This is a genomic window from Alistipes dispar (assembly GCF_006542685.1).
Lineage (GTDB): Bacteria > Bacteroidota > Bacteroidia > Bacteroidales > Rikenellaceae > Alistipes > Alistipes dispar.
In genome coordinates this window covers 2,455,669-2,468,357 of the sequence record NZ_AP019736.1, presented here as the reverse complement: position 1 = coordinate 2,468,357, position 12,689 = coordinate 2,455,669, and the positions used below count along the sequence as shown (strand labels likewise).

Genomic DNA, 12,689 nt, shown 5'->3' with positions numbered 1-12,689 from the left:
GATTTATTACAGGGGAATGTTGGAATGCTTCTTGGGCGGGTTCTGCAGGCGCTTGGTAGCCAGCGACTGCAACGCGCGGATGATGCGGAAACGCGTGTTGCGCGGTTCGATCACGTCGTCGATATAGCCGTAGCGGGCGGCATTGTAGGGGTTCGAGAACTTGTCGTTGTACTCCTTCTCCTTCTCGGCCACGAACTTGGCGCGCTCCTCGGGCTTGTCGGCCAGCTCCTTGAGCTCCTTGCCGTAGAGCACCTCGACGGCGCCGCTGGCACCCATCACGGCGATCTCGGCCGTCGGCCATGCGTAGTTGATGTCGCCGCGGATATGCTTCGACGACATGACGATGTAGGCGCCTCCGTAAGCCTTGCGCAGCGTGACGGTGATCTTCGGAACCGTGGCCTCGCAGTAGGCGAACAGCAGCTTCGCGCCGTGCGTGATGACGCCGCCGTACTCCTGGGTCGTGCCCGGCAGGAAGCCCGGAACGTCCACCAGCGTCACGATCGGAATGTTGAACGCATCGCAGAAGCGCACGAAACGCGCCGCCTTGCGGCTGGCGTTGATGTCCAGCACACCGGCCATGAACTTGGGCTGGTTGGCGATGATGCCCACCGACTGGCCGTTGAAGCGGGCGAAGCAGGTGATGATGTTCTTCGCATAGCCCGCGGCCGACTCCAGGTACTCGCCGTTATCGACGATCGCACGGATCACCTCCGCCATGTCGTAGGGTTTGTTGGCGCTGTCGGGGATGATCTCGTTGAGCGAATCCTCCAGCCGGTCGATGCGGTCCGTGCAGATGGCCAGCGGAGCGTCCTCCATGTTGTTCTGCGGCATGTAGGAGATGAGCTTCTTGATCAGTTCGATGCCCTCCTCCTCGGTATCGACGGCGAACTGCGCCACGCCCGACTTGGTGGTGTGCATCACGGCGCCGCCCAGCTGCTCCTGCGTCACGTCCTCGCCCGTGACGGTCTTGACGACCTTCGGACCCGTGAGGAACATGTTCGAGGTCTCCTTCTTCATGATGATGAAGTCGGTCAGCGCGGGCGAATAGACCGCACCGCCGGCGCAGGGGCCGAAGATGGCCGAGATCTGCGGAATGACGCCCGACGACATCACGTTGCGCTGGAAAATGTTGGCATAGCCGGCCAGCGCATTGACACCCTCCTGGATACGCGCGCCGCCCGAGTCGTTCATGCCGATGCAGGGAGCGCCGTTGCGCAGGGCCATGTCCATGACCTTGCAGATCTTGTCGGACATCGACAGCGACAGCGAACCGGCCGTCACGGTGAAATCCTGTGCGAAGACATATACCAGACGTCCGCCGATCGTGCCGTAGCCGGTCACCACGCCGTCGCCGAAGGTGTGCTTCTTCTCCATGCCGAAATCGTAGCAGCGGTGCGTCACGAACATGTCGAACTCCTCGAACGAGCCTTCGTCCAGCAGCATCTGGATACGCTCGCGCGCCGTGTACTTGCCCTTTTCGTGTTGCTTGTCGATCGCTTTCTGACCGCCGCCCATGCGCGCCGTCTCGCGGTTCTCGATCAACTTGCTGATCTTGTCCTGAATATCGCTCATAATGTGTGATGGATTATTTATTCTTGTTCTCGCAAAGTTCGGTCAGAATGCCCTGGGTCGATTTCGGGTGCAGGAAGGCGATGGTCATGCCCTCGGCGCCCTTGCGCGGCGTCTTGTCGATCAGACGGATGCCCTTGGCCTCGGCGTCGGCGAGCTGCTCCTCGATATTCTCGCAGGCGAGGGCCATGTGGTGGATGCCGATGCCGCGGTTCTCGATATACTTGGCGATCGTCGAATCCTCCGACGTGGGCTCCAGCAGCTCGATCTTCGTCTGGCCCAGCATGAAGAAGGCCGTGCGCACCTTCTGGTCGGCGACCTCCTCGATCGCATAGCACTTCAGGCCCAATACGTTCTCCCAGTAGGGAATGGCTTCATCCAGGCTCTTTACAGCGATGCCGAGATGCTCGATATGAGAAACTTTCATAACAAAAATGATTTAAGTTAAAAGACTGTTATTTCCGGATCAATGCGTCGTAATTTTTTTGCGCACACAAAGATAGAAGAATTCTTCGGGATTCGCCAAAATTCGACCGACTTTTTTTGGCGATTCCTTCGCCCCGAAATTCGCGGAAAATGTCCGGAAAGGCGACACCGGGGGCGGAAGCGGCGGCACGCGGATGCCCCTTCCGGCGGCGGGTCGGGAACGCACGGAGCAAATCGGAGCGGAAATTTGCGGACGATCCCGAAAAAAATCGCTATCTTTCGGCGTCGGACGCCCCGCGGGACGGGGAGCTTCCCCCGGAAGCGGACGGGAAACGGAAAGGGAACACGCAGCCGGCCGACAAGGGAAACACACGGAAAACGATATGAAAAGCCTATGTCATTCACGAAGATAAACCACTACGAAAAGGAGTATGCGGACACGCACCACGACACGGCGCTCAACGTCTCGGAAGGCGTCGGGGACCAGCCGATCGTAAGCCCCTACTTCACGCGGCGCCGCAAGCGCGCGCTCTCGACCGACGAGTACGTCGAGGGCATCCTCGCGGGCAACATCACCACCCTCTCGCAGGCCATCACGCTCGTCGAGTCGGCCAATCCGGCCCACTACGCCCAGGCGCAGGAGATCATCGAGCGCTGCCTGCCCCACGCCGGGCGTTCGGTGCGCATCGGCATCACGGGCGTCCCGGGAGCCGGCAAATCGACCTTCATCGAGGCCGTGGGCAACATGGTCACCTCGCTGCGCCACAAGCTCGCGGTGCTGGCCATCGACCCCTCGTCGGAGCGCAGCGGAGGCTCGATCCTCGGCGACAAGACCCGCATGGAGAGCATCTGCCACAACCCCGACGTCTTCATCCGCCCCTCGCCCTCGGCCGGATCGCTCGGCGGCGTGGCGCGCAAGACGCGCGAGACGATCGTGCTGTGCGAAGCCGCCGGCTTCGACGTCATCTTCATCGAGACGGTGGGCGTCGGACAGTCCGAGACGGCCGTGCATTCGATGGTGGACATGTTCATGCTGTTGCAGATCTCCGGCGCCGGAGACGAATTGCAGGGCATCAAGCGCGGCATCATGGAGATGGCCGACACGATGGTCATCACGAAGGCCGACGGCGAGAACGTCCGCAAGGCCGAGCTGGCCCGCACGCAGTTCCAGGGAGCGCTGCGGCTTTTCCCGCTGCCCGAATCGGGCTGGCGGCCCAAGGTCTATACCTGTTCGGCCGTGGCCGGAACGGGTCTCGAGGAGGTCTGGAAAGGCGTGGAGGAGTTTCTCGACCACATTCACGCCAACGGTTATTTCCAGCACAACCGCAACCGGCAGAACAAGTACTGGATGTACGAGACGATCAACGAAGCGCTGCGCGGCAGTTTCTACCGCGATCCGGCCGTCGAGGCCCGTATCGGGGAGTACGAGAAACGGGTGCTCGAGGACCGCATTTCGTCGTTCGTCGCCGCCAAGGAGCTGCTGGAACTCTACTTCAAGGAGCTGAAATAAAGGCATTCGCCCGACGAGGAAAACCCCGTCCGCCGGAAGAAGCGGCAGACGGGGTTTTCCGTGCATGTCCGCACGCACGGCGGCCCGCTACGCATCCCAGTTCTGCCTGAGTGTCGGCAGGCGCAGCCCGAAGCGCACGGCGACGATCCGCACGGCGATCACGCTCAGCGCCGTGACGATCTGGAGCGTGGCCCCCGAAAGTCCCGCCGCCAGACCGCCGCCGTAAACCAGTCCGCCGAACACGCAGGCCAGCGCATAGATCTCCTTGCGGAAAATCAGCGGCTCCTCGTTGATGAGAATGTCGCGCAGCACGCCGCCCGCGGCGCCCGTAATCGTGCCCATGATGACCGCCACCCAGAGCGGGAATCCGGCGCCGAGCGTCTTCTCGACGCCGACGACCGTGAACAGCCCCAAACCGATGGCGTCGAAAATGAAGAAGGTGTTGTTGAGTCGGATCAGGTAACGGCCGTACACGACCACGATGCCCAGCGCGAAAGCCGTGACCACGAGGTAGGAGCTGTCGAGCATCCAGAACGGGGTCAGCGAAAGCATCAGATCGCGCAGCGTACCGCCCCCGATGGCCGTGGTGAACCCCACGACATAGGCCCCGAACCAGTCGAAGCGCTTGGCCGAAGCCAGCCGGATACCGCTGATGGCGAAGGCCAGCGTACCCAGGATTTCGATAAATGTGAAGAGTGTCATCGTCGGTTCCTCCGAAGCGGAAATTCCGCCCGCCCGGAGGGCTGCAAAGATAGCGCAAAATTCGACAATATCCATCCCACGGCCGCGAATCGCACCCGCGGGAGCATCCGCCGATCCGCCCCGTCCGCGGAATTGCCATCCGCAAGGTTAGCGGAGGCCTCCGCGCGGCCCGGACCGCACAGACTACCCGCGCATGCCGCGCAGCAGCTCCCCGACCAGCTCAGGAACGCCCTCGGCCGCCCGCTTGCGGATGACAGTGAGCGGATTTCGGATGCCCGCCGTGTCGGGACGGCCGGGATCGACGAGCCAGATCGGCGCCGCAGGCGGCAGGCAACGCACCAGCGAGGCCGCAGGATAGACCGCCAGCGACGTGCCGACGACGATCATCGCGTCGGCCGACGCGGCGATCCGGGCCGCACGTTCGAACATCGGGACCGCCTCGCCGAAGAAGACGATATGCGGCCGCAGCAGCGCCCCGTCCGGCGCCGTGGCGTCGAGCGGCTGCTCCCAGCCGTCGAGGGGCACGACGAGTTCGGGATCGCGCGACGAACGGAGCTTGCGCAGCTCGCCGTGCAGGTGCGTCACGCGCGTCGATCCGGCCCGCTCGTGCAGGTCATCGACGTTCTGCGTCACCACCTCGACCTCGCAGGCCCGCTCCAGCCGCGCGATGGCCTCGTGCGCGGCGTTCGGCCGGGCGGCGAGCATCTCGCGGCGGCGCTCGTTATAAAACCCGACCACCAGCGCGCGGTTGCGGGCCAGCGCCTCGGGCGTGCAGACCTCCTCGATCCGGTAATCGGCCCAGAGCCCGTCCGCATCGCGGAAGGTCGCAAGGCCGCTGTCGGCGCTCACTCCGGCGCCGGTAAAAACGACGATTTTCTTCATATCCAGCACTTTCCGCCGTCCGGCCGCGCCGCATTCCTCCGCGCCGCGGCCGGGCGGCCTGACAAAACTACCCTCTTTGCGGGAGAATCGCAAGCCTCCGGGGCAAAACTTTTCCCCGCCGGACGCGCATGGCATAGTTCGTGCAACGACGGGAACGGCAATACGAACCAAAAAAATCTTTTACGGTATGAATCAACAAAGACATCCCCGCGAGGACACCCTGACCGACATCTTCGGCACGCAGGAAATGCGCTGTCCCGCACCCACGGAATTTATTCCCAAAGGCAAGACGGCCCCCGAAGTGGCCTACCAACTGGTCAAGGACGAGACCTACCCGCAGACGCAGCCGCGCCTGAACCTGGCCACTTTCGTGACGACCTACATGGACGACTACGCCACGCGTCTGATGAACGAAGCGATCAACGTCAATTACATCGACGAGACGGAGTATCCGCGCGTGGCCGTCATGTGCGGCCGCTGCCTGAACATCATCGCCAACCTGTGGAATTCGCCCGAGAAGGCCGAATGGAAGACCGGCGCGCTGGGAATCGGCTCCTCGGAGGCGTGCATGCTGGGCGGCGTGGCCGCATGGCTGCGCTGGAGAGCCCGCCGCAAGGCCGCCGGAAAACCCTTCGACAAGCCGAACCTGGTGATGAGCTCGGCGTTCCAGGTCGTCTGGGAGAAGTTCTGCCAGCTCTGGCAGATCGAACTGCGCACCGTGCCCCTCGACGAACAGCACCCCACGCTCGACATCGACGCCGCGCTGAAGGCGTGCGACGAGAACACCATCTGCATCGTGCCGATCGCCGGCGTGACGTGGACCGGACTCGACGACGACATCGAGGCGCTCGACAAGGCCCTCGACGCCTACAACGCCCGGACCGGCTACGAAATTCCGATCCACGTGGACGCGGCTTCGGGCGGATTCATCCTGCCGTTCCTCAAGCCCGAGAAGCGATGGGACTTCCGGCTGCGGTGGGTGCTGTCGATCTCCACGTCGGGCCACAAGTACGGGCTGGTCTATCCGGGTCTGGGCTGGGTCGTCTGGAAGGACAAGAAGTACCTGCCCGACGAAATGTCGTTCTCGGTCAATTACCTCGGCGCCAACATCACGCAGGTCGGCCTGAACTTCTCGCGTCCGGCGGCTCAGATTCTCGGCCAGTACTACAACTTCATCCGGCTGGGATTCGAGGGCTACAAGGAGATCCAGCAGAACTCGATGGACATAGCCGCCTACTGCCACCGTGCCATCGGCGAGATGACCTGCTTCCGGAATTTCGCCAAAGAGGTGGTCAATCCGCTCTTCATCTGGTCGATGGACCCGGCCTACGAGAAAACGGCCAAATGGACGCTCTTCGACTTGCAGGCCAAACTGCAGCAGAGCGGCTGGATGGTCCCCGCCTACACGATGCCCGCGAACATCGAACAACTGATCGTCATGCGCATCGTGGTGCGGCAGGGCATGTCGCGCGACATGGCCGACATGCTCATGGGCGACATCCGCAACGCCGTGGAGGAGTTCGAGAAGCTCCGGTACCCCACGCAGTCGCGCCTCCTGTTCGAGAAAAACGAGAAACAGAAGGGCAAGGTTTACACGCACTGACGCGGCCCACACAGCCCGCACGCCCCGGTGCGCGGGTGCAGCCTCCGCGCCGCCCCGACGGGCGTCTTCCCGCGGCCGGCATCGCCGGAACGCCACGCGGCACGCGCCTCTCCCGGGCGGCAGCGCCCCGGACGGTCTTCGCTTCCTTTCGGAAACGGAGGCCGTCTCCGTTTTCCGTTCCGGACGAATCGGCCCCGTTTCCGGACGAAACAGACAAGCGGCCAGGACCGGAGGACTTGCCCGGACCGGAAAAAAACACTACCTTTACCGTGTTTATCCGCCGGGAATACCCGGGCCGCCTATGAAAGAGAGTTTCGACATTTTCCTTATCGTCATGGCCGTCGCGGCGCTCGGGGTGTTCGTGGCGCTGCACTTCTTCGAAGCCGGCTACGGCTACCTGTTCGACCGCCGCTACGGACCACCCGTCCCGAACCGCATCGGATGGGTGGTGATGGAATCCCCGGTATTCATCCTCATGTGCGTGCTCTGGGCCTGCTCCGACCGCATGTGGCAGGCCGGGCCGCTCGCGCTGTTCGCCCTCTTCCAGACGCACTACCTCCAGCGGGCCTTCATCTTCCCGCTGCTCATCCGCGGGAAGTCGAAAATGCCGCTCGGCATCGTCCTCATGGGTATGGTCTTCAACACGCTCAACGCCCTGATGCAGGGCGGCTGGATCTTCTACGTCTCCCCGGCGGACTACTACGCCGGGTGGTTCTCGCAGCCCTTCATCTACGCCGGCGGCGCGCTGTTCCTCGCCGGGATGGCCGTGAACATCCATTCGGACAGCATCATCCGCCGCCTCCGCCGCCCCGGCGACACGAGGCACTACATTCCCCGCGGCGGCATGTTCCGCTACGTCTCGTCGGCCAACTACTTCGGCGAGCTGCTCGAATGGACCGGCTTCGCCGTCGCCTCGTGGTCGTGGGCCGGGGCGGTCTTCGCCTGGTGGACCTTCGCCAACCTCGCGCCCCGCGCCGCCTCGCTGCGCCGCCGCTACGAACAGGAGTTCGGCGAGGAGTTCACCTCGCTTCGCAGGAAGCGCATCATACCCTTTATCTATTGATCCATGTCCGCACTTTTCACCCCTTACCAACTGGGCCCCGTGACGCTGCGCAACCGCACGATCCGTTCGGCGGCCTTCGAGTCGATGGGCCGGGCGTTCGGTCCCACCGAACAGCTCAAGGAGTACCACGTCGCGGTGGCCCGCGGCGGCATCGGCATGACGACGCTGGCCTATGCCGCCGTCTCGCGCAGCGGCCTCTCGTTCGACAAACAGCTCTGGCTGCGCCCGGCCATCGTGCCGGGGCTGCGCGACATCACCGACGCCGTCCACCGCGAAGGAGCCGCCGCGGCCATCCAGATCGGCCACTGCGGCAACATGACCCACTACTCCACCGCCGGACAGATTCCGATCGGCGCCTCGTCGGGTTTCAACCTGTACGCCTACACCCCGGTGCGGGGCATGCGGCGGAGCGAGATCGCAGAGGTGGCGCGCGACTTCGGCCGCGCCGTCCGCACGGCCCGCGACGCCGGGTTCGACTCGGTGGAGGTGCACGCCGGGCACGGCTACCTCATTTCGCAGTTCCTCTCGCCCTACACCAACCGCCGCCGCGACGAATACGGCGGATCGCTCGAAAACCGGATGCGCTTCATGCGCATGTGTCTGGAGGAAGCCGTCGGGGCGGCCCGGTCCTGTGGCATGGCCGTCACCGTCAAACACAACATGTACGACGGATTCCGGGGCGGAATCGAAATTCCCGAGAGCCTCGAAATCGCCCGCGAGATCGAACGCTTCGGCGTGGACGGCATCGTGCTCACGGGCGGATTCGTTTCGAAGGCCCCGATGGCCGTCATGCGGGGGCTGATCCCGATTTACACGATGAGCTATTACTCGCCGTGGTGGCTCCGCTACTTCATCCGCTGGTGCGGCCCGTGGATGATCCGGCAATACCCGTTCGAGGAGTGCTACTTCCTGGAGGACGCCAAAAAGTTCCGCGCGGCGCTCAAATGCCCGCTCATCTACGTCGGAGGGCTCGTGAGCCGCGAAGGGATCGACCGCGCGCTCGACGCCGGGTTCGAGCTGGTGCAGATGGCCCGCGCGCTGGTGAACGACCCGGCCTTCGTGGAGAAGCTCCGCACGGGCGACGCCTCGACGCGCAGCGCCTGCGACCACCGCAACTACTGCATCGCCCGCATGTATTCCGTGGACATGAAGTGCTGCAAGCACTGCCCCGACCTGCCGCGGAAGATCGTCGAAGAACTCGAACGCCTGCCATGAACGCCCGACGCAACGACACGCGCCGGCGGCGCGGAGAGGTCGCGCCCGGCAGCGCCTGGGCCCTCGTGACGGGCGCCGGATCGGGCATCGGCCGCTGCTATGCCCTGCGGCTGGCGGCGGCGGGCTACGACCTCGTGCTGGCGGGCGACCGCCGCGAACCGCTGGAGGCCGTCCGGCAGGAGATCGGAACCACCGTCCGTGCCGCCGCCGAGGTCTGCATCGCGGAGATCGACCTGGCCCGGACCGGAGCCGCCGAAGAGCTGCACGCATTCACCGAGCGGGAGGGAATCGCCGTTGACGTGCTCATCAACAACGCCGGAATCTTCTCGTTCCTCGACATCCTCCGCACGCCCGCCGAGCGCATCGAGCGGATCATCCTCCTGCACGACCTGACGAACACGCAGCTCTGCCGCCTCTACGCCGCCGACATGGCACGCCGCGGGCGGGGCGGGCACATCCTCAACATGTCCTCCTATTCGCTGTGGATGCCCTTCCCCGGGCTGTCGCTCTACAGCGCCTCGAAAGCCTACCTGCGCGCCTTCTCCGTGGCCTTCGCCAAGGAGGTCCGCGACGAAGGCATCCGCGTCACGGCGGTCTGCCCCGCAGGCGTGGCCACCGACCTCTACGGACTGACACCCCGCTGGCAGCGCATCGGGCTCCGGCTCGGAGTGCTGATCTCGGCCGACTCCTGTGCCCGGCGGGGACTGCGCGCCCTGTGGCGGGGCCGCCGCACGATCGTCCCCGACTGGTGGAACCGCATCTGGATTCCCCTCTGCAAACTCCTGCCCATGCAGGCGATCCGTCCGCTGCGGCGTTTCACGATGCGGTTCCAAAGGTAGCTCGGACCGGCACGAGGCCCCGTCCGAAGGGCATACCTCTGTCCCCTGTCCTCTGTTCTCCGCCCGTCCGGCCGACGCCCCGCAATGTCCGATCGACTCCTCGCCTCCCCGTATATGCGGCAGGTGTTCCCATCCACCCGCATCACGACAGACACCCGCTCCCTTCCGGGCATCGCCTTCCGCATGCGCCCCCGCCGGAAAAATGCGTCCTGTGCAGGCAGAATACCGTCCGCACTGAAAGACCGGAGCGCCGGAACGTAAAATTTCGTATCTTTGTGCCGCCGGACCCGACCGCTCCGGCTCCGGAAACCATGGAAAAGATCAAAAACGTAGTATTCGACCTCGGGGGCGTCCTCGTGGACCTCGACCTGAATCGCTGCATCGCGGCGTTCCGCACGCTCGGCATGGACGCCGTGGCGGAACTCATCAACCCCTACTACCCCGCCGAGATGATCGGCCGCCTCGAACACGGCGACATCACCTTCCACGAGGCGTGCGAGGAGATGCGCCGCCTCTCGGGTACGCCCGACGTCCCGGACGAACGGATCGCGTGGGCCTACGGGGAGTTTCTGGTGACGATCCCCGTCACGAAACTCCGCCAGATCGAGGCGCTCCGCCGCCGGGGTATCCGGACCTACGTGCTCTCGAACAACAACCCGGCCTCGATGGAGTTCGTCCGGCGCATGTTCACGGCCGACGGGCACGACATGGAGTACTATTTCGACGCCGTTTACCTCTCCTACCGGATGCACGAGCTGAAGCCCTCCGAGGCGATTTTCCGGAAAATGATCGCCGCGAGCGGTCTGGAACCCGCCGAAACGCTCTTCATCGACGACGGCAGCAAGAACGTCGATACGGCACAGGCGCTCGGCTTCTCGATCTACATGCCCGCCCCGCAGGAGGACTTCGGCCACCTGCTCGAATCGGTGGGACGAAGCTGAACCGGCACGTCCCGCCGCCCGCCGCACCGCATGAAACACGGAAAAAGCCTTTCAGAAATCTGAAAGGCTTTTTCCGTAAAGTCGGGGTAACAGGATTCGAACCTGTGACCCCCTGCTCCCAAAGCAGGTGCGCTAACCGGACTGCGCTACACCCCGAATCGTCCGGGCGGCATCCGCGGCGGCATACCGGAATATCCGCCCCGGGCCCGATGCCCGGCAAATAAAAAAAGCAGACCCCCTGCGGGCGGTCTGCCGATTTGTCGGGGAGACTGGATTCGAACCAGCGACCTCCAACTCCCGAAGCTGGCGCGCTAACCGGACTGCGCTACACCCCGAACAAACGCCCTTATCGTTTTAAGAGCGCACAAAGATAAGCCTAAAATCCGAAAAGACAAAATAAATTCGCAAAAAAATAGCTTTTCGTCTCTCTCCGCCGGCAAGCGGTCCGGCAAAACCGCCGCGGCGCGGCGCGCCCGGATCGGAAAGGCCGGAGGCGGATCGGACGACGCCACAGCGGGCATTCACAACCGGTTGTAATGGCAGCAGAGCAATTCGCCGTCGTCGTCGCGCAAATGCATTCCGCCGCCCCGGCAGAAGCGGAAAACCCCGCAGCCGGCACACACGCCGCGGCGCATCCACTCCCGGTCGCGGAAGCGTTCGAAACGCGACTGCCACACCTCCCAGAAGCGGTCGCGGTAGATATTGCCCTGATGGAAATTCGCACGGATCGACGTGCAGCCCGAAATCGAGCCGTCCACCCGCACCGAAGCCACGGAGACCCCGGCGGCGCATTGGTAGAAATGGTCGCGCACCTCCGCCTCGTACCCTCCCAGAAAGCCCTCGCAGGCATAGCTGGCGTCGATGCGCCCTTCGCGGCGCGTACGGCGGATGAAGTCGAGCAGCGTGCGGAAACCGGCATCGGTCAGGCGGAGCGTTCCGTCGCCTTTGGCGCGTCCCGCAGGGAAGATCGAGAAGAGCCGCCAATGGCGCACCCCCTCGGCGACGAGCCGGTCGCGGAAGGCTTCGAGCTGCGGGACGAGCGGTTCCGTGACGCAGGTCACGACATCGAAAGCCAACTCCGGCTCGCGCACGATATGCCGCACGGCGTCCATCGCCCGGGCGAAACTCGCCGGATTGCGCCGGATGCGGTTGTGTTCCCGCTCGAATCCGTCGAGGCTCACCGAAATCGTCCGCAGCCCGGCACGAATCAGGCCGTGCAGCCGTTCCGGCGTCAGCGCCAGGCCGTTGGTCACCATCCCCCACGGGTAGCCGCGGCGGGCGATCTCCGAACCGATCCGTTCCAGATCGTCGCGCACGAGCACCTCGCCGCCCGAGAGGATGACGAGCACCCCGGCGGGATCGACGTGCGGCGTCACCTCCTCGTCCAGCACCCGCAGGAAATCCTCCGCCGGCATGTCCTTCACGCCGGGATCCGTGCGGCAGTCGCTCCCGCAATGCCTGCATGCGAGGTTGCACCGCAGCGTACACTCCCAGAAGAGCGTATCGAGGCGGTGTTCGCGCACCTTGTCCGCATAGAGACCGGAGAAGAGTTCGAGGGCCAGCCGTTTACGCGGCCCGATACGGCGTCCGGGCATCGTCACCGTCCTCCCGTCGCGGATTCAACGGATTCGGCGGATTCCGCCGGAACAGCCGATACGGGCGCTCCGCTGCGCACGGCCGCGCTGTCCGCCGGAGCGGCGCTCCCGCCGTCCTGCCGCGGAACGGACTGCACGGGATGCGGCGGCCGCACGCCGTACATGAGGACGATCCGCGGCGGAATCTTCCGTTCCACGGAATCCGGAGCCGGAGCCTCGTCGCTCCCGCACGCCCTCCCGTCCCGGCGCGGCGAATCCTTCACCGTCGAGCAGGCCGTCGAAAAGCCCAGCAGGGCCAGAATCGCCAATTTCACTCGTCTGTTCATATCGTTGTCCGAATTTTC

Annotated in this window: 12 protein-coding genes and 2 tRNA genes; 6 read left to right on the top strand and 8 right to left on the bottom strand. The window is 64.4% G+C overall.

Annotated features, from left to right (window positions below):
- Positions 1 to 6: 6 nt before the first annotated feature.
- Entirely contained in the window at positions 7 to 1,572 is a 1,566-nt protein-coding gene (locus FME97_RS10415; RefSeq protein ID WP_141429570.1) for an acyl-CoA carboxylase subunit beta, read from the bottom strand.
- A 13-nt stretch (positions 1,573 to 1,585) separates the two neighbouring features.
- On the bottom strand, positions 1,586 to 1,996 hold the full coding sequence (gene mce / locus FME97_RS10410) for a methylmalonyl-CoA epimerase (RefSeq protein ID WP_022309181.1): 411 nt from the start codon (positions 1,994 to 1,996) through the stop codon (positions 1,586 to 1,588).
- 393 nt (positions 1,997 to 2,389) lie between these two features.
- Here mce and meaB point away from each other — a divergent pair, with 393 nt between their 5' ends.
- The gene (gene meaB / locus FME97_RS10405) at positions 2,390 to 3,505 is read left to right on the top strand and encodes a methylmalonyl Co-A mutase-associated GTPase MeaB (RefSeq protein ID WP_141429569.1); all 1,116 of its coding nucleotides are present in this window, start codon (positions 2,390 to 2,392) and stop codon (positions 3,503 to 3,505) included.
- 87 nt (positions 3,506 to 3,592) lie between these two features.
- On the opposite strand, the gene FME97_RS10400 is transcribed toward meaB, so the two are convergent.
- Both FME97_RS10400 and FME97_RS10395 read right to left on the bottom strand, forming a co-directional pair.
- Entirely contained in the window at positions 3,593 to 4,207 is a 615-nt protein-coding gene (locus FME97_RS10400; RefSeq protein ID WP_141429568.1) for a trimeric intracellular cation channel family protein, read from the bottom strand.
- Between the two features lie 183 nt (positions 4,208 to 4,390).
- On the bottom strand, positions 4,391 to 5,089 hold the full coding sequence (locus FME97_RS10395; RefSeq protein ID WP_141429567.1) for an SIR2 family NAD-dependent protein deacylase: 699 nt from the start codon (positions 5,087 to 5,089) through the stop codon (positions 4,391 to 4,393).
- Positions 5,090 to 5,276: 187 nt separating this feature from the next.
- On the opposite strand from FME97_RS10395, the gene FME97_RS10390 reads away from it, so the two are divergent.
- The 5 genes from FME97_RS10390 to FME97_RS10370 all read left to right on the top strand — a co-directional run bounded on the left by FME97_RS10390 (position 5,277) and on the right by FME97_RS10370 (position 10,750).
- On the top strand, positions 5,277 to 6,692 hold the full coding sequence (locus tag FME97_RS10390; protein ID WP_141429566.1) for a glutamate decarboxylase: 1,416 nt from the start codon (positions 5,277 to 5,279) through the stop codon (positions 6,690 to 6,692).
- 301 nt (positions 6,693 to 6,993) lie between these two features.
- Complete coding sequence (locus tag FME97_RS10385) at positions 6,994 to 7,755, top strand: DUF1295 domain-containing protein (RefSeq protein WP_141429565.1); 762 nt, start codon at positions 6,994 to 6,996, stop codon at positions 7,753 to 7,755.
- Between the two features lie 3 nt (positions 7,756 to 7,758).
- A complete protein-coding gene (locus FME97_RS10380; protein WP_141429564.1) occupies positions 7,759 to 8,970 on the top strand; it encodes an NADH:flavin oxidoreductase in 1,212 nt (403 codons plus the stop codon).
- Positions 8,967 to 9,809 (top strand): SDR family NAD(P)-dependent oxidoreductase, encoded by an 843-nt coding sequence (locus FME97_RS10375; protein ID WP_141429563.1) that lies wholly within the window; start codon positions 8,967 to 8,969, stop codon positions 9,807 to 9,809. The genes FME97_RS10380 and FME97_RS10375 overlap by 4 nt, the downstream gene beginning before the upstream one ends.
- Before the next feature lie 311 nt (positions 9,810 to 10,120).
- Entirely contained in the window at positions 10,121 to 10,750 is a 630-nt protein-coding gene (locus tag FME97_RS10370; RefSeq protein ID WP_141429562.1) for an HAD family hydrolase, read from the top strand.
- 81 nt (positions 10,751 to 10,831) lie between these two features.
- On the opposite strand, the gene FME97_RS10365 is transcribed toward FME97_RS10370, so the two are convergent.
- The 4 genes from FME97_RS10365 to FME97_RS10350 form a co-directional block, all read right to left on the bottom strand.
- Positions 10,832 to 10,906: transfer RNA gene (locus tag FME97_RS10365), tRNA-Pro, on the bottom strand.
- Between the two features lie 104 nt (positions 10,907 to 11,010).
- Positions 11,011 to 11,085, bottom strand: a tRNA-Pro gene (locus FME97_RS10360).
- Positions 11,086 to 11,271: 186 nt separating this feature from the next.
- Positions 11,272 to 12,345 carry a TIGR04133 family radical SAM/SPASM protein gene (locus tag FME97_RS10355; RefSeq protein ID WP_141430018.1) on the bottom strand — a complete coding sequence of 358 codons (1,074 nt, stop codon included), beginning with the start codon at positions 12,343 to 12,345 and terminating at the stop codon, positions 11,272 to 11,274.
- Positions 12,346 to 12,347: 2 nt separating this feature from the next.
- Entirely contained in the window at positions 12,348 to 12,671 is a 324-nt protein-coding gene (locus FME97_RS10350; protein WP_141429561.1) for a hypothetical protein, read from the bottom strand.
- Between the last annotated feature and the right edge of the window lie 18 nt (positions 12,672 to 12,689).